We start from the raw sequence: 21,170 nt of genomic DNA on the forward strand, positions 1-21,170 counted from the left end.
CGTCAGATCGCCTCAATCAGCGTGGCGATGCCCTGTCCACCACCGACGCATTGCGTTGCGACGGCATAGCGCGCCCCCTGCCGTTGCAGCAGCGACGCCGCTTTCCCGACAATCCGTGCGCCTGTCGCACCCAAAGGATGCCCCAGCGCCAGCGCACCGCCGTCCATGTTGATCTTCGCGGCATCCAGCCCCAGTTCGTTGGCGCAGGCTATCGCCTGACTGGCGAAGGCTTCGTTGAGCTCGATGACATCCACATCGTCAATCGACAGCCCTGCCCGTTCCAGCAGCTTGCGTGTCGCGGATACCGGGCCGATGCCCATGATTTCCGGTGCGCAGCCCGCTACCGCGACGCTTCTGATACGGCCGAGGATCGGCAGGCCATGTGCCCTTGCATAGTCTTCGCTGGTCATCAGCACCGCCGATGCGCCGTCCGTCAAAGGAGAGGATGTACCCGCGGTCACGCTGCCGTTAGCGGCAAATGCCGGCTTGAGCTGCGCGAGGATGTCGGCCGTCGTTTCGGGGCGGATCGTTCCATCCTGATCGACAGTACCGTTGCGGGTCTGGACAGGAATGATCTCGTCCGTGAACCGGCCTTCGGATCGGGCGACCCCGGCCTTCCGATGGCTTGCAACGGCGAACGCCTCTTGGGTCGCACGATCGACATGAAATTGCGTCGCGACATTTTCGGCAGTGTCGCCCATACCCATATAGGCACCGGGGCGGGCTTTCATCAGCGCGGGGTTAGGCAAGGGATTGAAGCCCGCCAGCGGTATCCGGCTCATGCTCTCGACACCGCCGCACAGATAGACATCACCCGCACCGATTGCGATTTGTCCTACCGCCATATGCACGGCGCTCATGGACGAGCCGCAGAAACGGTTTACCGTCATCGCGCCGATGCTGAGCGGAAGGTCCGCGATCAGCGTGACCAGTCGTGCGACATTCATCCCCTGCTCGCCTTCAGGGAAAGCGCAGCCGAGTATGACGTCCTCTACATCCCGCGGGTCGACGCCCGTGTTTCGGATCAGTCCGGCAATCACTTGCGCAGCCAGATCGTCCGGCCGCACTCGGGCCAGCGCGCCCTTCCCGGCAAGATGGAACGGCGAACGTGCGTAGCCTGCAATCACGGCATTTCTGGGGGTCATCATTGATCTCGCTACAACGCCGACCGGGTCGGCAGGGAAGAAAGTAGGCACCGGATTGGCCATGGCTGGAGAGCGCCCGGCCAGTCGGCCGGAACACATCCGTCAGAAAATCACCTTTGCGGCCGAGACCGGATAGAGGCGCAGCAAACCGTCCTGCGCGCTATGGCTTACAGAGTCGCTGTGACGGCATTCTGGATCAGGCTGCTTTGGCCTGCTGCATAGACTTCCAGGATGAAAGCGGCGAAAGACGTCAGCACCACCGGATTGGCGCAACTGAGCCATTCCTTGTCGTCGCGGGCGTGCTTGTCCCAATCATAATCAGCGTCCGACAGATGCGCCGCGGCGGCGGTCGTTTTCTCGATACGGCCCTGCACCGGCAGCAGCCTTGTATAGAACAGCACGCCCGATACGATGAACAGGACAAGCCCCGCCGCCAGCGGAATATTACCCAGAAACGGCACATCCAGCATGAAGAAGATCGCAACGCCGGAGAAGAACAGCAAAGCGACCTGGAACTGCGTCACCCAGACATCTGTGAACTGGAACTTCTGATACATGCGCGCCATCAAGGCCGGTGTGCGCCATTTGTCGAACAGGATCTTCGTCGTGACGTCCGATGCCATGCCGCCCAGATACAATGCCCAGCACAGGAGGTGGATAATCAGCAGAATGGTGAAAAGCATGGGTGAACTCCGTTAAACAGACGGAACGGTGAAGGACGACAGCAACGTATCGATCATCGGTGTGATCAGCTCGTCCCGCGCTATGCCGAAAATGAGCCGCCTGGCCGACGACAGCTCGATTATGCCATGCACACCCGCCCAGAGGAGATGCACCGCCAGATTGGGGTCTTGCGTCATCAGGCCCGCGGCATAAGCCTCTTGCGCGGCATCGTAGGAAATCTGCCAGGATCGCAGCGTATCGGTCGTCGATAGCGGAAACGCCGCCATTTCCTGTTCGTACACTTCGAAGGCGAGCGCATATTCGTTCGGATTGTCGATCGCGAACGCGGCGTAAGCGACGAAGCTGGACCGGAGCCGCTCTACCGGATTGGTACAATCGCGGGTCGCGTCTGCCACAGCGTCCGACAAACGGATCAGCGCGGCCTCCCGAACGGCTTCGAATATGCTCTGCTTGTTCGGAAAATAGCGATAGGTGGTCATCGCGCTCCAGCCCAGTTCGGCCGCGATCGCGCGCATTGTCACCGCATCATAGCCGCTGGCGGCGAAAAGCTTGAGCGAAGCCTGGCAAATCATCGCCCGCGCTTCGATCAAATCCTCGTCCTTGAGTTTTTCGCGTCCCATCGCTTATCCCGACGCGTGTTGCTGGTAACGCAGCGGCGGGTTCGGCGTCGCGCGCGCGCGCGCTGCGGCGATGCGGATCGCTCCATCGTGCGACATGGCATCGGGTGTCCACTGAAACGCCGTATCGAAGGCGAGTGCGACATGTGTAACGCCCGGCTCCTGCTCCAGCTGCTCGACCGCCGCGCGCATGATGTTGCCCGCCATCATGCAGCCGGGGCCTGTGGTGCAAAGCGTGACGTCGACACGCCCCGAGGCATCGACGCTCCAATGCCGGACCAGCCCCATATCGATCAGCCCGAGCGGCGCGTTGGAAGCGACGCTGCATGGATCATAGACCTGGTTGAGGGCTTGCCCGACCCTTTCGTGCAAATCCTGCGTCATGCCGCAACCCCCTGTTTCAGAGCCGCTTCCGCACGCCAGTGGCTATAGGGCTCGGCCAGGCCATTCTCCCGCTTGGCGACTTCAAAAGCGTCATTCTCGATGCCTGCCTTGAGCGTGGGAATGTCAAGCCCGGCAAGGCGCGCATAATTCTCGCCCAAAATCATCGCCTTCATCTCGTGCGTCAACGTGGGCAGGCCATAGCGCGCCTTATACTCGTCGGAGAAATCGAACGCCATGAAATGCTCCAAAATCCCCTGCGAATGACAGAAGATGCTGCCATCGGAATAGACGATCTTTGCAGGACCAGCCCACAGGAAGAACTTGGCGAGGACCTCCTCGAACATGCCGGGCGCGAGATGCAGCAGCAACGTCGTGATCTCGAGATTGGCATAGACATTGGGAAGCTGCGCAATCGCCTGACATGTCTCCTCAACAAAGGCCATGCCCGCATGGACGATTTCGAAGTTCAGTTCGGGAAATTCAATTGCGGCGCCGAAGACGTCGTCGACCTTGTAGGCATTGATCGGCACAGGACCGTTGCAGACGGCTTTGTGCACCGCGACAGTCTTTATGCCCAAATCGCGTGCGGCCGCGAAGATCGGGAACGCCACTTCGGGATCGTCCATGCGCCAGCTCTGAAGCGGATTGACCCGATCTGGGTAGAGCTTCAGTCCCACGGAGTTCGGCAGTTCCTTCATCTGTGCTTCCATGTCGGCAATCGCACTGTCCGTGTCGTCCATCGGATCTACGCCGACATAAGTCAGGACACGGTTGGGAAAGCGGGTCGCGAGGTCGACATTCTTCTCGTGCGAAGCCAGGCCATCCTTGAACCAGGAATCCAGCCGCAGATTCTGGTGACAGGCGATATCGACATCGCTTTCAAGAAACAGTGTCTTGACCAGCGTGTCTGTTGACCAGCTTGTGAAATAGGCTTCCTGCGACATACGCAGGTGCGGCGGATTCCAGTTGGAATGCAGATGCCACAGCGTGTCGCGAAATGCAGGCGCGAACCGGTTGGGCTGCAAATTATCGTCGGACAGATTATAGGCATGCACCGTCGGGTTGATGACGAAAATATCCTGGATCATAACCGCTCCTGTGGGTCAGAATTTGAAAAGAAGTTCGGCGCCATAAGTCCGAGGATCGCCGGGCACGACATAATCGAAGCCGAAGTCGGAGAAGTCCTGGATCGCGACTTCGTACTTCTTTCTGAAAATGTTGCGCGCATAGAGAGCGATCTGCCAGCCCGTATTGCTGTCCGGGCCGAACTCTATGCGGGCGTTGCTGAGAATGCGGCTTTTCTGGCGCAGCCGTTCCAGGTTGGCGACCGTGTAAAAGCTCGAACCGCGATAGGAACTGTCCGCACGCAAGGTCAGCGCGTGGCTTCCGGTGACGGGAATGGAATAGGCGACGCTGACATTGGCCGTCATCGACGGCGCACCGGGCAGCTTGTTGTCGGTAAAGTCGACGCCGCCGGTGGTGATGAACTCGGTCAGTTTGGTCGCAAGCAGGCCGAGCGATGCGCCGATCGTCAGTCCGGTCACGGGACGCGCCGTCAATTCGGCTTCAACGCCATAAACCCTCGCCCGTCCGGCGTTGTCGAGAATGGATGTCGGCACATTGTTGTTGTTGACCAGCGTGAACAGCTGCAGGTCCTGATACGCATAATAGAAACCCGACAGGTTGAAGCGCAGGCGCTTGCCGAACAGATCGGATTTCAGCCCCAGTTCGTAGCTCGTCAGCGTTTCTGAGTCATAAGGGTCAAGCTGCCGGGGGTTGAACACCACACCGCCGTTGAAGCCGCCGCTTTTGAATCCGCGAGCGACGCTCGCATAAAGCAGCGCGTCGTCCGTCACCTGATAGTCGAGCGAGATATTGCCGGAGATGTTGGAGTCGCTGAAACGCCGTTTCTCATTCACGAACAGCGGGATGGCGAATTGCGGTTCGGTAAACGCGAGATTTTCGACGAAGCGCGCCCTTTCCTTCGTGTAACGGATCCCAAGGGTCAGCTTCAGAGCATCGGTAAACGCATAGTCGCCGCGCGCGAACACAGCATAGGCGCGAGTCCGCTGTGCATAATCCTGCGTGACGAACGCTACGAGCGGCTGGCCGGGGGCAGGCTGCGGGTTGAAACCGAAAACCGGACGCAGTGCGCGAAAGACGTCGAAATCATTGTCCGCCTTTATGCGGAAATCATAGAAATAGGCACCCGCAATCCAGTTCAGCCGCTGCCCGCCCGGAGACGTCAGGCGCAGTTCCTGCGTAAACTGCTCGGAATCATTGGCGTAGTTGATCGTGAAAGTGTTCGCCGGGGAAACGTCATTGTCTATTCCCGTGCGCCGCTTGATATCGTCATAAGCGGTGATCGACAGCAGGCGCGCAAAGCCCAGGTCAACCCCTACCTTCAGATAGCCGCCGTAAGACGTGACTTTCTCGACGCCGCTGCGGTCGAAAGCGGCACGGAACGGATCGCCATCGGTATCGCGATAGCCGAGGAAATCGACACATTGGCCGGCAAGTGCGGCAGAGGCCGTGCATGCGCCCCCGCTGGCGGTGCTGGCTACGCCGCGATGCTGTGCAAACTGTCCGATCTGTCCTTCGCCGGCATGCACATTTGCATCGATCGTGAAGTTATTGGCCCCTTCATAATGGACCATGATCCGCCCGGAATCGGACCGCGCACCTTTGGTGCGGGCGTTCGTCACGCTGTTGAACATGTAATTGTCGCGTTCGTAGTGGTTGGCGGCGACCCGGACCGACAGGCTGTCGGTGATGGGCAGGCCAACGGCGCCCTGCAAGCTGAACTCGTCGAAATTACCATAACGGGCGCTGAGATAGCCATTGGTGTCCGAGGACGGCTGGCGCGAGATATAGTTGATCGCCCCCGCGGTCGTGTTGCGTCCGTACAGCGTCCCCTGTGGCCCGCGCAGCACTTCGACGCGTTCGGTATCGAACAACTGGAATTGCAGCGCACTTGAATCGCTGATGTACACTTCGTCGACATAAACGCCGATGGGATTGGCCGAATTGGCGTTGAAATCGCTCGACCCGACGCCGCGAAGATAGATGCGCGGGTTGGACAGGTCGAACGTCTTGTTTACCGTCAGGTTGGGAACGAGCTGAAAGATTTCGGTCGACGTCACCACGGCGGAACTGGCCAGCACATCGCCGCTGACAACGCTGATCGCGGCGGGCACATCTTGCACATTTTCCGATCGCATTTGCGCGGTGACGACGATCTCATCAAGGGTAGCACCCGCTTGTGGGTCGGCTGCTGCCGGACCCTGCGCGCATGCGACGCCCGATACGAGAACCGTGGCGATCGCACCGATGCTGCTGAAAACCCGTGCCTTTCGTGAAAATCCCATCATTTCGCACCACCCCTTCGCATTGCGGCGACCGGCCGAGTCGGACTGCCGCCCCTCTTGTTGTTTCCGATTCATGAACCGCAATTAAAAAATATACAACATATATTTTACGTTGTATATCCAATGACGATCGGTCATACAGGCCCGCAAGGAACGGCCGGGAGAGGAACGGATATGCTCGAAAACATCGGAATTTATGAAGCGGCGCGCATGGTGCATGTCGTTGCATCGACGCTGTTTGCAGGCGGCATGGCGTCCGACCTCGTCGCCCACGCATATTGGCGCAAACAGGTTTTTCCGGCATCGGCCAGGCTGCTGTTCGGAAAGTTTGTCTTTGCCGATACCTGGCTGACGCCGGTGATGATCGTCAGCATCCTGGGCAGCGGCTTCTGGATGATCTGGGCCAGCGGCATGAACCCGTTGCAAAGCCTTTGGCTCGGCGCGTCGCTGGTGCTTTTCGGCTTGTCGGGCATCGCTTTCGGCGCGCGTCTCATGCCGCTGCAAAAGGCGATATATGCGCAGAGCCAATCATCAAAAGATCGCCCCGCCGCCCCGACAGAGCGTGAGGCTCTGACGCGGCTTGATGCGCAGTGGAATCGCTGGGCGCTGGTCATCGGCGTGCTGACGCTCGTGGTGCTGCTGCTCATGATCGGCAAACCACAGTGAACGCGCTCCCCCATGTGCCGCTCGCCGCGCAGCCCTGCGGCCCGTTGCGGACCGTCGCCGATGTGGAAGCATTTGAAATCCTGCCGCTTGCGCAGCGCTTGCCCTGCACAACGACCTATGCCGTGCTGGCCCATGCCGCCGGGCTGTTCGGGGATCGGGATGCCCTGCTTTCGCTGCGGGATGCAACCGGCGACCTGGTCGACCGCATTAGCTTTTGTGCGCTTTTCGCGCGCGTCACGCAGGCGGCCAATCTTTTCCACGCCCTCGGCGCGAACAGCGATGACGGCATCGCTTTCCTGCTCCCCAATCTGATCGACACGCATGTCGTGTTGTGGGGTGCGCAGGCGGCTGGCATTGTCTGTCCGATCAATCCATTCCTCGCCGCCGATCAGATCGCGTCGATCGCCGATGCAGCGCAGGCGCGCATACTCGTCGTCGAATCGCCGTCCCGTGATCCGGGCATGTGGGAAAAGATCGCGGGCGTTTCGCGCTTACTGCCGTCACTGCGCGCTGTCGTTCTGGTCGGCAGTACGCCGGAAGAAGTCGCAAGACTGCAACCGGACATATCGGTACCGGTCATATTGCTGGAGCAAGCCGAACGCTATTCGTCCGATGGTTTGGACAGCGGCAGACAGATCGACGCCCAGGATGTTGCAGCCTATTTTCATACGGGCGGGACAACCGGCGTGCCGAAACTCGCCTGCCTGACGCATGGCAATCTGTCTTGCATGGCCTGGCTCCTCGGGGCTGGGACAACGGCGGCGGCGGGTGAGAGTATCTTCTGTGGCCTGCCGCTGTTTCACGTCAACGGCGCAATGATAACGGGTCTCAGTCCGTTTCTCTATGGACAGACGGTCGTCCTGTTGACGCCGCGCGGCTATCGCGATCCGGCCATCGTGCCTTCGCTCTGGAAACTCGTCGAACGCTTTCGCCCTTATGCGCTGAGTGCCGTGCCAACAGTATATGCCGCGTTGGTGAACGTCGATCCGGCCGGTAACGATATAGGGTCTCTGCGCCATGCGATCAGCGGCGCTGCGCCGCTGCCGCCCGAAGTGCTGCGCCGTTTTGAAGCGCTGACGGGTGTGGCGATCGCCGAGGGCTATGGCCTCACCGAAAGCAGTTGCGTTACCACGGGCAATCCGCTGGAAGGGGAAAAGCGGGCGGGATCGGTGGGTATCCGCCTCGCCTATACCGGGCTGCGCATAAGCCGCGATGGCGGCAGAACGGAGATGCCGGCGGGCGAGACCGGCTCGGTGCTGCTGTCCGGTCCGCATATCTTCAAGGGATATCGGGAAAGCGCCACGCCCCCGCTGAATGCTGAAGGCTGGTTCGATACCGGCGATCTTGGCCGTTTGGATGAAGACGGCTATCTGTGGCTGACAGGCAGGGCGAAGGATATCATCATCCGCGGCGGTCACAATATCGACCCTGCAACGATCGAGGATGCACTCGCGCAACATCCCGATGTGATGCTGGCGGCCGCGATAGGCCGCCCGGACAGATATGCCGGCGAATTGCCTGTCGCCGTTGTTACTCTTAAGCCGAACGCTTCGCCAACCCCGCAATCGCTGCTCGATCATGCGCGCGCGACCATATCCGAACGTGCAGCGGTGCCGGTGGAGATAAGCATCATAGCGCAAATGCCGATGACGGCCGTCGGCAAGATATACAAGCTGCCGTTGCGCCACCGCGCGATCGAAGCGGCCTTTCGCCAGGCCTTGTCGGAGGCTGGTATAGCGGCGGAAGTGCATGCCGAAGAGGTCCCCGGCAGAGGCGCCGTCGCCAGCGTGCGTGTCGATGCGGCGGATAGCGAAGCGGCAATCGCGCTACTGGCGGAGTTTTCCGTGGCGCACCGCGTCCTCGTTTATGATTTGGAAGAAGGAACCTGAAATGGAAAAGTCGTTCAATCCCGTCGGCGCGCCCCCGCCTATGTCCGCTTATTCAAACGCTAGCTGGGCGGATGGTCGCCTGCTTTTCATTGCCGGGCAAGTTGGCGTCGCGGCCGACTATCAGCCGGTGGGCGATGGCGGCATCGAATCCCAGACCCGTCAGACGATGGAAAACATCCGCATCATCGTGGAAGCGGCGGGTGGTACGATGGCCGATCTGGTTTCGCTGGTCGTCTATGTCCGGTCGATGGCCGATGCGCCGATCGTCAACGCCGTGCGGAAGGAGCTGCTTACCGCGCCTTATCCGAGCAGCACGATGCTCGAAGTCAGCGCCTTTGCGCATCCGTCGCTGCTGGTGGAGATTTCTGCCGTGGCGTCGATTGCAACCTGATGTCTGCGCTCGAAGCCATAAGGGATCAGTTGCGCAGCCGTCGCGCGGGCCTTGGCGACCTCATACAACGTCGCCAATCCATGGATGATTTCGGTGCATCACGCCCGGAGCCTGCGGGATCCAGTCGCGCAAGCATCGACCTGGGCAACGGCCTCACTGCCGATCGCCTCACCGGGCCGGGTTCGCGCACCGCGCGCAAGATACTCTATGTGCATGGTGGCGCCTATATCTCCGGGTCGGCGACATCCCACCGGCCGATGGGTCATGCGCTCGTCGCCGGTACGCAGTCGATCGTCACGATGCTGAATTATCGGCTCGCGCCGGAGCATCCCTTCCCCGCCGCTGCACAGGACGTTGCCACCGGCTTTGAGGCAATGGCGGCGGAAGGTGGCGCGTATATCGTCGTCGGCGATTCCGCGGGTGCCGGCGCAGCTTTGGCTGGCTTCATCCTGGCGCGCGACAGCGGCATCCCGTTACCGCGCGCGATCGTGTGCATCAGTCCCTGGGTCGATCTCACACTGGCGCATGATAGTCATGTCCGGCGCGCCGACAGCGATCCCATGCTCACGCTGGATGGCCTCAAGTGCGCGGCCGAGCTGTATCTTTCGGGTACAGCGGCCACGCATCCGTTGGCCTCGCCGCTTCTGGCGGACCTGTCCGGCCTGCCGCCACTGCTGATCCAGGTCGGCACCGACGAAATATTGTTCGACGATGCGACGGCGCTTGCCGGGCGCGCCAGATCGTTCGGCGGACCCGTAAGGATAAGCACATGGGACGGCATGTTCCACGTCTGGCACGCCTTTCTTGGCATGCTGCCCGAGGCCGATCGCGCCATCTTGGAAATATGCGACTTCATCAACGACCATTTCAGGGACATTCAGTCATGACGCTCAAAGGGAAGACATTGTTCATGTCCGGCGGCAGCCGGGGCATCGGCCTCGCCATCGCCATCAGGGCCGCGCGCGATGGCGCCAACATCATCATCGCCGCAAAGACCGCCGATCCGCATCCCACCCTTCCCGGCACGATTCACACCGCCGCACGGGAGATAGAGGCAGCGGGCGGCCAGTGCTTGCCCCTCGCGCTCGACATTCGCGATGACAAAGCCGTGGAAGCAGCCGTGGCGCAGGGCGTGGAACGGTTCGGCGGCATCGACATCGTCGTCAACAACGCCAGCTCGGTACGGCTGACGGACACGCTGGCAACCGAAGTGAAACGCTACGACCTGATGCATCAAATCAACGGGCGTGGCACCTATGCCGTGACCCGCGCCTGCCTGCCGCATTTACTCAAGGCGGAAAACCCGCATATCATCGCCATCGCGCCACCGATATTGACGGAAGGCAAATGGTTCAAAAACTATGCGCCCTATGCCATTTCCAAATATACGATGAGCCTGTTCATCCTGGGCTGGGCAGAGGAGTTTCGCGATCGGGGCATCGCCAGTAACGCCATCTGGCCGCGTACCGCCATCGCCACGGCCGCCGTTTCCCACGAGATCGGGGATGCGCAGATGCTCGATCATGCTCGCACACCGGAGATCGTCGCCGATGCCGCCTATATCGTGCTCACGCAGAATGCCCGCGAATGTACCGGCAATTTCTTCATCGACGACGAAGTGCTGATCGGTTCAGGCAAAGGCGACCTGTCGGTCTATGATGTCAAGCCAGGCAACCCGCTGCTGTCGGACTTCTTTCTCGATCCCCTGCTTGGAATGATGCCCGCCCCCTGATCGTGCGTTGTTGCGACGGGCGGCTGGTCCTGCCTGGCGGATCACCGACGGCACAGCGGCAGTAATTGCATGCGGCGTCGCCAAGCCGCACGCTTGTCGACGTCCATTGGCCGACCTGAGCGCGACACCATCGTGCCAGGCAAGCACCGGTGGTCGCCGATCGGTCGTCGGTATCATCAGCGCCTGAATCTGTGCAAATCCGGCGCAGGGGTGTTCCGCAGCGCGGGGACTTCTTCGCCGGGCGCAGCAAGGCGCCGCCGTCATGCAATGCGCTGCGCCAACCATTTTGGCAACCTGCTGCTGTATCGAAGAATGGTGGACAGGGCTGGATTCGAACCAGCGTACGGGAAACCCGGGCAGATTTACAGTCTGCTGCCTTTAACCACTCGGCCACCTGTCCATCGGGCGTTGCGGCTGCGCGAAACAGGCCGTGTTGCCACCGGAGGGGCGCTCAATGACGAAAGGAGGCTTGCCTGTCAATGCTTCCCGTGAAAAGAACGCGCCATGAAAAGAGGACATCGCACCGGAAAGCCGAAGGGGGGATTTCCCCGCTTTTATGGCCGCCACGCCGTCATTGCGGCGCTGGCCAACGAGAACCGCATCGTGCGCAAGATATGGGGTACGCGTGAGGCTCTGACCGCGCTGGAACTGCCCCCCGTGCTGCCGATCGTCTACGCCGACGTGGCCGACCTTGGCCGCATGGTTCCGCATGACGCGCCGCATCAGGGCATTGTGGCGGAAGTCGAGCCGCTCGACGATATCTGGCTGGGCGACATCCTGGAGGATGGGCGTGATGACAAGCGGCCGATCCTCGTGCTCGATCAGGTGACAGACCCGCACAATGTCGGCGCGATCCTGCGCTCTGCCGCGGCGTTCGATGCGCTCGGCATCGTGACGCAGGACCGGCATTCGCCTGCGGAAACCGGCGTGCTTGCGCGGGCTGCATCGGGCGCGCTCGAAATCGTGCCCTGGGTGCGCGTCGTCAACTTGGCGCGTGCGCTCGATGAAATCGCCGAAGCCAATTACTGGCGCATCGGCCTGGACGGGGAAGCGGAACTGACGCTGGACAAGGCGATCGGCGAATCGCGCGTCGCCATGGTGCTGGGTGCCGAAGGCGAAGGGCTGCGCCACAACAGCATGGCGCATTGCGACATATTGGCAAAGCTGCCGATCAGCCCGCGGATGGAATCGCTCAATGTGTCCAACGCGGCCGCCATTGCGCTCTATGCTGCGGCGATCGGCTGAGCACGCAAAACCAGGAGCAGAACGATGATGGCTTTAACGCGCGCGGCCCTGGGGCTTGGAATGGCGCTGCTTCTGTCCGCCTGCCTGCTGACGCCAGGCACGTTCGAATCGACATTGGACATCCGCGCCGACCGCAGCTTTACCTTCGCCTACAAGGGCGAGGTGATTGCCAGCGACCCGTCCGACATCGGCAAGGGCTTTAAGGAAGGCGGTACAGGCGATGACGATGCCCCGGTAACGGAGGACGAGGAGGCGACCCTTCAGAACATCGCCTGGCAGGCCGAGAAAGACGATGGCAAAGCCGACGACCAGAAGGCGGGCGAGGATTTCAGCGACGTCGATCCCGAAGCCGATGACAAAGCCGATGCCGCGACGAAGCGGCGCAAGATCGACGCGATCGTCGCCGCTCTTCGCCGGGAAAAAGGGTTTCGCTCGGTCAACTATGCCGGTCGGAACAAATATCTGATCGATTATGTCATCGACGGAACGCTCGACCATGGTTTCGTCTTTCCGTTCAATGTCGATGCGGAATTCGTCTTCCCTTTCATTGCGATCGAACTGCGCGGCGACGACCGGGTGCGCGTGAAGGCACCGGGCTATGCGAATGGTTCGGCCAGCCGGAAAAGCGGCATGGGCAGCGGAGCGGACGACATGGGCAAATATCTCGACGGCACGTTCACGCTCACGACCGACGCCGACATCGTGAGCCAAAATCAGGAAGACGGCGCTGCCACGGTCGCGGGCAAGCGACAGATACGCTGGACGATCACCCCGCTGACCAACGAGGCACCGATGGCGGTCGTGCGCTTTCCGACGAAATAGCAGGCCTTGCCAAGCTGCGTCTTGAAAAGCCGTGGCGCGATGACGATCATCAACAGGACCAGAATGGCGAGGTGCCCGCTGTTGCGTCGGCCGATCAAGGGCAGACATAGGCTGGCATCATGATGGAGTGTTGATCTTTGCGTAGTCCCGAAAGCGTTTCCGCCATGCTCTGCCCCATCTGCCACACCGGCCTTGCGATGTCGGAGCGGCAGGGTGTGGAGATCGACTATTGCCCGCAGTGCCGGGGCGTATGGCTTGATCGCGGGGAACTGGACAAGATCATCGAGCGCAGTAACCAAGCGGAAGCGCCCGCTAGGGCGCCACAAGCGCAGCCGAGTTTTCGTCCCGATCGAGTGCCGCCGGTCGTGCCGCATCAGGTGGAGGGCTATCGCCCGCATTATGAGGGCGACTATCGCCGCAAGCGCAAGAAAAGCTTTCTGGAAGAGCTGTTCGACTGAAGCCTGGGTCTACTGCGGCGTCCCGAACAGCGCCGCCATGATCGCCTGATCTTATGCCTTCTCCAGCGTACACTGGAGCGGGTGCTGGTTCTGGCGCGCGAAGTCCATTACCTGGTTCACCTTCGTTTCGGCCACTTCATAACTGAAAATGCCGCATACGCCGACGCCGCGTTGGTGAACGTGCAACATCACCCGCGTGGCTTCCTCCATGTCCATCTTGAAGAACCGCTGGAGCACATGGACGACGAACTCCATGGGCGTATAATCGTCGTTCAGCATCAGCACCTTGTAAAGCGAGGGCTTTTTGGTGCGCGTACGAGTGCGAGTGGCGATACCGACGCCTGGCCCCGTCGTGCCGGTGCCGCCTTCATCGTCCTTGCCCTCGTCGCTCATGCGCGGGGCGTCCCGAAACTCTGTTGTGAAGCTGTTCATGTCCGCTCAGAATATGGCATCTGCGGCGCGGGACGCAAGAGGCTGTATGCGGCGTTTGTCGCGATTGCCACGGATGTTCGGGTGGCGAAGCCGTGCGCGGGCGGCCGCGGGGGAGCACGACGGCGCGAACGTCCTGTCATGCACTGCAAAGCAAAATGGCCGCCTCCCTTATGGGAAGCGGCCATCGAAGACTTCAGGCGCGATACTTCAGGTGCGCGGGGCACCCGTATCGCTCAATGCCTTCAGGCGGCGAGCGACTTGACCTTCTCGCTCATCACCGACATGCGGCTGCTGAGCGGCTGGGCAACGTCGCCGGCCAGCTTGATCATCGCTTCGCTGTTCTTCGCGCTTTCCTTGGCGAAGGCGTCGAACGCGCTCGAGAGCATTTCGGTCTGGAGCTGGAAGAACTCGGTCGGCGACTTGACGGCGGCCAGGCTCTTCATCATCGCGCTGGCCTTTTCGAAGGTCAGGCGGCTGTATTCAGCGGCTTCCTGGCCCATGGCTTCCATGCCCTTGGCCGCGATCTTGCCCGATTCGACCATGGCTTCGACATTGCCCTTGGCCAGCTCGGTCATTTCTTCCATCGTCTTGGTCGACTTCTCGACGCTGACCTTCGCCTTTTCGTTCATTTCGGCAAAGGCCGACTGGAAACGGGTCTTGGCTTCTTCGGTGTACTTCTTGGTGTTTTCGATCACGTCGTTCATGGTCGTCTTTCCTTCTGCGATTGCCACTTTGATGGTATCGTCCACCTGCGGCATGGTTTCGTTCAACGGGCTGGTCACAACTTCGGCTTCTTCGGTCTGATGCACGGTTTCGATCACCGGCTCCTGCACAACCACCGGTTCCGGCTTCTTGACGACTTCGGGTTCGGCGACCGTGATCGGCGGTGCAACGCGTGCAGGTTCTGCGACGACCGGCTTGGCGGTCGTCGCCTTCTTCTCCGGCGCAGCGGCCACGGGCGCTGCCTTTGCCGGAGCCTTGCGTTCAACCGCAGCCTTCGGCTTCGGCGCAGGCTTGGTCGTCGCAAGATCGGCAGCTTTCAATGCTTCGCGCGCCGTAAGGGCCACGCCCTTGCCGCCGCTGACGGGTGCCTTGCGCGGCGTTGCCATCTTTTTCGGTGTATCGGCCATATCGACCTCCATCATTGCTGCGATGCACAATAATGCTTGCCGGGCCGGAAATCAAGAACTTTTGTGCAGTGCAGCAAAAATATCATATGGCTGTAACAAAAGGGAAATCATCGGCCTTCAGCGCGCGCGGACGTAACGTCCAGGCGCGTCCTCGATTGCGGGCAGCCGTCCCTCGCCAGGGATACGCGCGCCTTGCGCAGGCACCTGTGCCGCGCTCAGGCTGTCGAGCCACTGACGCCAATCCGGCCACCAGCTACCCGGCGTTTCCTGCGCCTGTTCGATGAATGCGTCCAGCGTGGCGACGGCATCGTCGCATGTCCAATATTGATATTTGCGGGCCACGGGCGGATTGACGACGCCCGCGATATGCCCCGATCCGGCCAGCAGGAAACGGCGCGGCCCTTTGAAATGCTCGACCAGCTTCCACACGCTGCGCGGCGGCGCAATATGATCTTCCTTCCCCGCCTGAATGTAGCTGGGCGTCGTGATTCGCGAAAGGTCGATCGGCGTCCCGTCGATGCTGATCGCCCCGGCCTGCACCAGCTTGTTGTCGCGATAGAGGTCCCGCAGATAGGCGCGGTGCCACTTTGCGGGCAGGTTGGTGGTATCGCCGTTCCAGTAAAGCAGGTCGAAAGGCTTGTAATCCTGCCCCATCATGTAGTTGTTGACGACATAGTTCCAGATGAGGTCGCGTCCGCGCAGCAGGTTGAAGGTCGCCGCCATATAGCGCCCGTCCAGCACACCTGATGTCGTCAGACGGTCGATCATAGCAAGCTGGTCGTCGTCGACGAATAACGTCAGGTCGCCCGCTTCGGAAAAATCGACCTGCGCGGTGAAGAACGTCGCGCTGGCGACCTTATCCGCCTCGCCTCGTGCCGCCAGCAGCGCAAGCGTCGCCGCCAGCGTCGTCCCCGCCACGCAATAGCCGATGGTGTGGACGCTGGGCACGTCGAGCAGACCCCGTACCGTATCGATCGCGTCGATCTGCCCGCGCAGGATATAGTCGTCCCACGTCACGTCCTTCATGCTTTCGTCGGCGGACTTCCACGAAACCATGAACACGCTGATCCCATGATCCACGGCCCATTTGACGAAGCTTTTTTCCGGCGCGAGGTCGAGGATGTAGAAGCGGTTGATCCACGGCGGGAATATGACCAGCGGCGTTTCCAGCACCGTTTCGGTCGTCGGGGCATAATGGATGAGCTGATAGAGCGGCGCTTCGTGAATGACCTTGCCCGGCGTCGCCGCGATATTACGGCCAACCTCGAAATGGCTGCCGTCCGTGTGCGACAACTGCCCCTTGTCGAGGTCCGCCAGCATGAACTGAAAGCCCTTGATGAGGTTCTCACCCCCGCTTTCGATCGTCTTTTCCAGGACCGTCGGGTTCGTCATCGGGAAATTGCTGGGTGACAGCGCGTCCACGATACTCGCCGTGGCAAAGCGCAATTGCGCCTTCTGCTTGGGGTCGATGCCGTCGACACTGTCGGACAGCCGTGTCAGATAATCCGATGTCAGCAGATAGCCTTGCTTCATCAGGTCGAAAAACGGATGCTTCTGCCACGCCGGGTCGGCAAAGCGGCGGTCCTTGCGCGCAGCCGGGCTTTCGGCAGGCACGGGATCGGGCGTCTCCTTCAGCCATCCCGACCCGTCGAGAAACCTTTGCCACAGGGCTATGCCTTCCTCGACATAATCGCCCTGCGCCTTGGCGAGGGCGGCGGCATCGAAGGCTGGCTGGCCATGCGCCATCTGGCGTGTCGCATGTTCCAGCATCATCTGTTGCGCGCGGCCGATGCTGTGCGTCCACTGCTGCATCTGATCGAGCGTCGGGATCAGCGTCTGTGCCGCCTCGATAACCGGCTCGATCACAGGATCGATAGTCGGCTCGGGCGACGCATCCCGGACACCATGTCCGTACGAGGGCTGCTGCGGGGCATCTTGCTCCGGTGGCGGAACCTTGCCCTGCTGTTGCGCCTTTCCCATAGCCTTCGTCCGGCTTTTCGTGCCTGTGTTGCCCATCATGCTCTCCTGCGCGAAAACCCGCGCGCCTGTTGCGGCCAGTTGTTCTGGCCAGCCGCGTCGGCTCGGTCTATATGGCCTGTGTCCAAGACCGGACCGAAGGGCACTCTGCCATCCTCTACGGAGCATACACAAGGCCGCAGCGCCAGAAATTGACGAAAGTATCGATCCATGTCTGAAGAGTTCTACCGCATCAAACGCCTTCCCCCCTATGTCATCGCCGAAGTGAACGCGATGCGGGCGGCGGCGCGCGCGGCGGGTGAGGACATTATCGATCTGGGCATGGGCAATCCCGATCTGCCCCCGCCCGACCATGTGATCGCAAAGCTGGTGGAAGTGGCGCAAAAGCCCGACGCGCACGGCTATTCGGCGTCCAAGGGGATACCCGGGTTGCGCAGGGCGCAGGCCAATTATTATGCGCGCCGCTTCGGCGTGGAATTGAACCCCGATACCGAAGTCGTGGTGACGATGGGATCGAAAGAGGGGCTCTCCAGCCTCGCCACCGCGATCACGGCGCCGGGCGACGTGGTGCTCGCCCCCAACCCCAGCTATCCGATCCACACCTTCGGCTTCATCATCGCGGGAGCGACGATCCGCTCGGTGCCGACCACGCCGGATGAGAATTACTGGCGCGCGCTCGACCGGGCGATGGCGTTCACCGTGCCCCGCCCGTCGATCCTTGTGTGCGGCTATCCCAGTAATCCGACGGCGGAAACGGTCGATCTTGCTTTCTACGAACGGCTGGTTGCTTGGGCTAAGGAAAACAAGGTCTGGGTGCTGAGCGATCTTGCCTATTCCGAACTCTATTATGACGGCAATCCCACGCCTTCGATCCTGCAGGTGCCCGGCGCCAAGGACGTGGCAGTGGAGTTCACGTCACTCAGCAAGACCTATTCGATGGCAGGGTGGCGTATTGGCTTTGCGGTCGGCAATCCGCATCTCATTGCCGCTTTGACCCGCGTCAAATCCTATCTCGATTATGGCGCGTTCACACCCGTGCAGGCGGCGGCCTGCGCCGCGCTCAACGGGCCGCAGGACATTGTGGAAAAGAACCGGGAACTCTACCACAAGCGCCGCGATATATTGGTCGAAAGCTTCAGCCGGGCAGGATGGGAGATCCCTGCACCCCGCGCCTCCATGTTCGCCTGGGCACCACTGCCCCCGGCGCTCAAGGACATGGGCAGCCTGGAGTTTTCCAAGCAGCTGTTGACGCACGCGAAGGTCGCGGTGGCGCCGGGCGTGGGCTATGGCGAGGATGGCGAAGGCTATGTCCGTATCGCCATGGTCGAGAACGAACAAAGGCTGCGGCAGGCGGCGCGCAACGTGAAACGCTATCTGCAAAGCATGGGCGTCAACACACCGACCAGCAAGGCGGCGATCTGAGCGCGCAGCGGCTGGCGCTGATCGGTCAGGACCTGATCGCGCACCGGTCAATAAGGCACGGGAACGCCTCGCCACGGGCGTTCCCGTGCTTTACGGATTTCGTCCAAACCCCAGCCAAAGGTCAGCTGCGTCGATGATTCCCCTGCCCCAGGTTTCCCAGGTCGCGCAGACGATCCAGCTGGCGCTTGCGCCCGTATTCCTGCTGGCAGGTATCGGCGCGTTTCTCAATGTCTGTACCGGGCGGCTGGCGCGCGTCGTCGACCGTGCGCGCTTCGTGGAACAGGCGGTGCTGGAGACGCGCGGGCGCGAGCATGACCGTATGGTCGCGGAAATCCGCAAGCTCGACCGTCGCATGACCGTGGTCAACACCGCCATATTCCTGACCGTGGCGAGCGGCGCGGCGGTCTGCCTTGTCGTCATTCTCCTGTTTGCCGCAGAGCTGTTCGACGCGCATATGGGGACGCCGATCGCCGTGCTGTTCATCATGGCGATGTTGTTGCAGGCCGCCGCCTTCATCACGTTCATCGTGGAAATCCGGCTGGCGGCGCGCACCATCCACATTCGCAATGAGGTCCTGTACCATCAGGCCGAAGCGGAAGAAACGTGACGGCCCTAACCGGCGAAAAGCGCCTGTTGCAGGCCGTCGTGGCGCTCGCCTGCGTCGTGCCCGTCGTGACCGGCGGCATGGGAATTATTGCTGGACCGGGCTGGCTGCGTGGCGTCGATGCGGCACCCGCCGATCTCGACAGCCATTTCCGGTACATGAGCGGCATCTTCTTCGGCGTGGGCCTTGCCTTTTGCACCTGCGTCCCGGCGATCGAGGCGAAAGGCGAACGATTCAGGATGCTGGGCGCGTTCGTCGTGATCGGCGGACTGGCGCGGCTATGGTCGCTGATCGCGGTGGGAACGCCGTCCACCGGGCATCTGCTGGGTCTCGGCATGGAGCTAGGCGTCGTCCCCTGCCTGATGCTGTGGCAAGCGAGTTTCGTGCGCCGGTTCAGCGCGTCGCGATAGCGCCTTCCAGTTCCGGGCCGCTGTCGACGGTCGGGCGAAAATCAGGCTTGATACGGATCCGGGCCGCCTGCTCATAGGCATAGCCGATGTCGAGCAGCTTCTGGTCGTCATGCGCGGTGCCGATGAACGACAGGCCGACCGGCAGCCCGCGCACCAGCCCCATGGGCACGGTCAGATGCGGATAGCCTGCAATCGCCGCGCGGCCGGTCGATCCACCCGGCCCTTCATACTGATCGCCCCAGGCCGTATCCGATGGCCATGCCGGACCATAGCTGGGCATCACGATCATTTCGATCCGGTTCTCCGCCAGCATCCGGTCGATGCCGTCCTTGCCCGCCAGCCGCAGAGACGTCTGCCGCGCTGCCAGATAGGCAGGATCGTCCAGCCCCTTCGTCGCCTCTGCCTCCATGAACGTGTCCTGCCCGAACAGCGGCATTTCCCGCGCCGCTTCGCGATCATTGAATTCGATCAGGTCGGACAGCGTTCGGTCCAGCACCTGATCGGCGCGCGTGGTGGCGAGATAGGCCGCAAGGTCGGCCTTGAGTTCGGTATAGAGCACTATGCCCTCGGCGTCGCCCATGCCCTCGGCCGGGGTCGGCTTGATCTCCACGAGTTCGGCGCCCGCGGCCTTCAGCGTGGCCAGGGCCGCATCGAACCGGGCGCGCCATTCAGGCTGTGCGCCGATCCGGACGATACCGATCCGCATGCCTCTGATCCGGGCCGGATCGAGCGCGGCAGCATAGTCCTTTTTGTAACGGCTGGCGTCACGCGTCGCAGGATCGGCAGGATCAACGGCGATCATCGCCGAAAAGAGCATTGCTGCGTCGCGCACACTGCGCGCCATCGGTCCGGCGGTATCCTGGCTGTGGCTGATCGGCACGACATGCGTTCGGGGAATGAGACCGAGGGTCGGTTTCAGGCCGACGAGACCCGTCATCGAACTGGGGCAGATGATCGACCCGTCTGTCTCGGTCCCCACCGCTGCCGCCGCAAATCCCGCAGCAATCGCTGCCCCCGATCCGCTCGACGAGCCGCAGGTCGTGCGATCGAGCGCATAGGGATTGCGTGTGAGGCCGCCGATTGCGCTCCATCCGCTGAGCGACCGGCTGGAGCGGATGTTCGCCCATTCCGACAGGTTGGTCTTGCCGAGGATGACGGCCCCCTGCGCCCGCAGCGCCGCGACGAGCGGGGCATCCCGGCCCGGATTATTGCGGGCAAGTGCCAGCGATCCGGCCGTGGTCGGCATCCCGCGCACCTCGACATTGTCCTTGATGAGGATCGGTACGCCATGCAGCGGCCCGCGCAGCCTGCCCGCCTTGCGCTCCGCATCGCGCGCCTGCGCCTCGCCCCGCGCATCGGGATTGAGTGCGATGATGCTGTTGAGACGCGGCCCCGCCCGGTCCATCGCCGCGATACGCGCCAGATAGGCATCGACGGCGCTGGTGCTGGTGATACGACCTGCCGCCATGCCTTGCGTCAAGCTCGCGATCGTCTCCTCCTCGATAGCCTGCGCACGAAGCGGAATTGCGCATGCCGCCCACAGGATGAACAAGGGGACGGATATGCGCATGGATGGCACCCTTTCTCAAAGCGATTGTAAGCCGGAACGACACGCATGAGAGGGGCCGCCGGGTCATGCCCGACGGCCCGTCATTTGCATGGTCAGCGGCCGGAAGCGCCGCCCAGGGGAAACGTGAATCGCGCTATTGCGCACATCGAAATCGCGGCTTGGGAAGGTGTTTCAAGCGCGCGGCCCGAGGGGCACAATCGACGCAGCGGCGTCGCTCAGCGGCG

General features: G+C 61.7%; 21 protein-coding genes and 1 tRNA gene. 11 read left to right on the top strand and 11 right to left on the bottom strand.

The annotated features are described in order from the left end of the window. Positions 1 to 2: 2 nt before the first annotated feature. The 6 genes from ENE74_RS00800 to ENE74_RS00825 all read right to left on the bottom strand — a co-directional run bounded on the left by ENE74_RS00800 (position 3) and on the right by ENE74_RS00825 (position 6,201). On the bottom strand, positions 3 to 1,148 hold the full coding sequence (locus ENE74_RS00800; RefSeq protein ID WP_420902550.1) for a thiolase family protein: 1,146 nt from the start codon (positions 1,146 to 1,148) through the stop codon (positions 3 to 5). Positions 1,149 to 1,312: 164 nt separating this feature from the next. After that, positions 1,313 to 1,828, bottom strand: coding sequence for a DUF2269 family protein (locus tag ENE74_RS00805; protein ID WP_127688749.1), 516 nt, complete (start codon positions 1,826 to 1,828; stop codon positions 1,313 to 1,315). 12 nt (positions 1,829 to 1,840) lie between these two features. After that, positions 1,841 to 2,449, bottom strand: a complete 609-nt coding sequence (locus ENE74_RS00810) for a TetR/AcrR family transcriptional regulator (RefSeq protein ID WP_127688750.1) — start codon at positions 2,447 to 2,449, stop codon at positions 1,841 to 1,843. A 3-nt stretch (positions 2,450 to 2,452) separates the two neighbouring features. Next, a complete protein-coding gene (locus tag ENE74_RS00815) occupies positions 2,453 to 2,830 on the bottom strand; it encodes a metal-sulfur cluster assembly factor (protein ID WP_127688751.1) in 378 nt (125 codons plus the stop codon). Continuing rightward, positions 2,827 to 3,918, bottom strand: a complete 1,092-nt coding sequence (locus ENE74_RS00820; RefSeq protein WP_127688752.1) for an amidohydrolase family protein — start codon at positions 3,916 to 3,918, stop codon at positions 2,827 to 2,829. The genes ENE74_RS00815 and ENE74_RS00820 overlap by 4 nt, the downstream gene beginning before the upstream one ends. A 15-nt stretch (positions 3,919 to 3,933) precedes the next feature. Next, positions 3,934 to 6,201 (bottom strand): TonB-dependent receptor, encoded by a 2,268-nt coding sequence (locus ENE74_RS00825; protein ID WP_164847344.1) that lies wholly within the window; start codon positions 6,199 to 6,201, stop codon positions 3,934 to 3,936. Between the two features lie 54 nt (positions 6,202 to 6,255). On the opposite strand from ENE74_RS00825, the gene ENE74_RS00830 reads away from it, so the two are divergent. Genes ENE74_RS00830 through ENE74_RS00850 form a run of 5 tightly spaced genes read left to right on the top strand, consistent with a single transcriptional unit; the run spans position 6,256 to position 10,876 of the window. Continuing rightward, positions 6,256 to 6,864 carry a DUF2269 family protein gene (locus ENE74_RS00830; protein WP_127688754.1) on the top strand — a complete coding sequence of 203 codons (609 nt, stop codon included), beginning with the start codon at positions 6,256 to 6,258 and terminating at the stop codon, positions 6,862 to 6,864. Continuing rightward, positions 6,861 to 8,753 (top strand): acyl-CoA synthetase, encoded by a 1,893-nt coding sequence (locus tag ENE74_RS00835; protein WP_164847345.1) that lies wholly within the window; start codon positions 6,861 to 6,863, stop codon positions 8,751 to 8,753. Before ENE74_RS00830 ends, ENE74_RS00835 begins: the two co-directional genes overlap by 4 nt. Before the next feature lies 1 nt (position 8,754). Further along, positions 8,755 to 9,144 (top strand): RidA family protein, encoded by a 390-nt coding sequence (locus ENE74_RS00840; protein ID WP_164847346.1) that lies wholly within the window; start codon positions 8,755 to 8,757, stop codon positions 9,142 to 9,144. After that, positions 9,144 to 10,031 carry an alpha/beta hydrolase gene (locus tag ENE74_RS00845; RefSeq protein ID WP_127688757.1) on the top strand — a complete coding sequence of 296 codons (888 nt, stop codon included), beginning with the start codon at positions 9,144 to 9,146 and terminating at the stop codon, positions 10,029 to 10,031. Before ENE74_RS00840 ends, ENE74_RS00845 begins: the two co-directional genes overlap by 1 nt. Then, positions 10,028 to 10,876, top strand: a complete 849-nt coding sequence (locus tag ENE74_RS00850) for an SDR family oxidoreductase (protein ID WP_127688758.1) — start codon at positions 10,028 to 10,030, stop codon at positions 10,874 to 10,876. Before ENE74_RS00845 ends, ENE74_RS00850 begins: the two co-directional genes overlap by 4 nt. A 313-nt stretch (positions 10,877 to 11,189) precedes the next feature. Here the strand turns inward: ENE74_RS00850 and ENE74_RS00855 are convergent. After that, positions 11,190 to 11,276 (bottom strand) — tRNA-Tyr (locus ENE74_RS00855). Between the two features lie 104 nt (positions 11,277 to 11,380). On the opposite strand from ENE74_RS00855, the gene rlmB reads away from it, so the two are divergent. The 3 genes from rlmB to ENE74_RS00870 all read left to right on the top strand — a co-directional run bounded on the left by rlmB (position 11,381) and on the right by ENE74_RS00870 (position 13,401). Then, positions 11,381 to 12,121, top strand: a complete 741-nt coding sequence (gene rlmB / locus ENE74_RS00860) for a 23S rRNA (guanosine(2251)-2'-O)-methyltransferase RlmB (protein ID WP_127688759.1) — start codon at positions 11,381 to 11,383, stop codon at positions 12,119 to 12,121. A gap of 24 nt (positions 12,122 to 12,145) precedes the next feature. Continuing rightward, entirely contained in the window at positions 12,146 to 12,943 is a 798-nt protein-coding gene (locus tag ENE74_RS00865; RefSeq protein WP_127688760.1) for a hypothetical protein, read from the top strand. A gap of 137 nt (positions 12,944 to 13,080) precedes the next feature. After that, positions 13,081 to 13,401, top strand: coding sequence for a TFIIB-type zinc ribbon-containing protein (locus ENE74_RS00870; RefSeq protein ID WP_127688761.1), 321 nt, complete (start codon positions 13,081 to 13,083; stop codon positions 13,399 to 13,401). A gap of 51 nt (positions 13,402 to 13,452) precedes the next feature. Here the strand turns inward: ENE74_RS00870 and clpS are convergent, their stop codons facing one another. The 3 genes from clpS to ENE74_RS00885 form a co-directional block, all read right to left on the bottom strand. Continuing rightward, the gene (gene clpS, locus ENE74_RS00875; protein ID WP_420902551.1) at positions 13,453 to 13,833 is read right to left on the bottom strand and encodes an ATP-dependent Clp protease adapter ClpS; all 381 of its coding nucleotides are present in this window, start codon (positions 13,831 to 13,833) and stop codon (positions 13,453 to 13,455) included. A gap of 242 nt (positions 13,834 to 14,075) precedes the next feature. Next, positions 14,076 to 14,963 carry a phasin family protein gene (locus tag ENE74_RS00880; protein WP_127688762.1) on the bottom strand — a complete coding sequence of 296 codons (888 nt, stop codon included), beginning with the start codon at positions 14,961 to 14,963 and terminating at the stop codon, positions 14,076 to 14,078. Positions 14,964 to 15,080: 117 nt separating this feature from the next. Further along, positions 15,081 to 16,775, bottom strand: a complete 1,695-nt coding sequence (locus ENE74_RS00885) for a PHA/PHB synthase family protein (RefSeq protein WP_127689499.1) — start codon at positions 16,773 to 16,775, stop codon at positions 15,081 to 15,083. Between the two features lie 375 nt (positions 16,776 to 17,150). Here ENE74_RS00885 and ENE74_RS00890 point away from each other — a divergent pair, with 375 nt between their 5' ends. The 3 genes from ENE74_RS00890 (at position 17,151) to ENE74_RS00900 (ending at position 19,376) form a co-directional block, all read left to right on the top strand. After that, a complete protein-coding gene (locus ENE74_RS00890) occupies positions 17,151 to 18,362 on the top strand; it encodes an LL-diaminopimelate aminotransferase (RefSeq protein WP_127688763.1) in 1,212 nt (403 codons plus the stop codon). Positions 18,363 to 18,495: 133 nt separating this feature from the next. Beyond that, positions 18,496 to 18,969 carry a DUF2721 domain-containing protein gene (locus ENE74_RS00895; RefSeq protein ID WP_127688764.1) on the top strand — a complete coding sequence of 158 codons (474 nt, stop codon included), beginning with the start codon at positions 18,496 to 18,498 and terminating at the stop codon, positions 18,967 to 18,969. Then, positions 18,966 to 19,376, top strand: a complete 411-nt coding sequence (locus ENE74_RS00900; RefSeq protein ID WP_127688765.1) for a DUF4345 domain-containing protein — start codon at positions 18,966 to 18,968, stop codon at positions 19,374 to 19,376. Before ENE74_RS00895 ends, ENE74_RS00900 begins: the two co-directional genes overlap by 4 nt. Here ENE74_RS00900 and ENE74_RS00905 read toward each other — a convergent pair. Then, positions 19,360 to 20,946 carry an amidase gene (locus ENE74_RS00905; RefSeq protein ID WP_127688766.1) on the bottom strand — a complete coding sequence of 529 codons (1,587 nt, stop codon included), beginning with the start codon at positions 20,944 to 20,946 and terminating at the stop codon, positions 19,360 to 19,362. The two genes, ENE74_RS00900 and ENE74_RS00905, sit on opposite strands and share 17 nt — an antisense overlap. Between the last annotated feature and the right edge of the window lie 224 nt (positions 20,947 to 21,170).

Source organism: Sphingobium algorifonticola (assembly GCF_004005485.1).
GTDB classification, from domain to species: Bacteria; Pseudomonadota; Alphaproteobacteria; order Sphingomonadales; family Sphingomonadaceae; genus Sphingobium; species Sphingobium algorifonticola.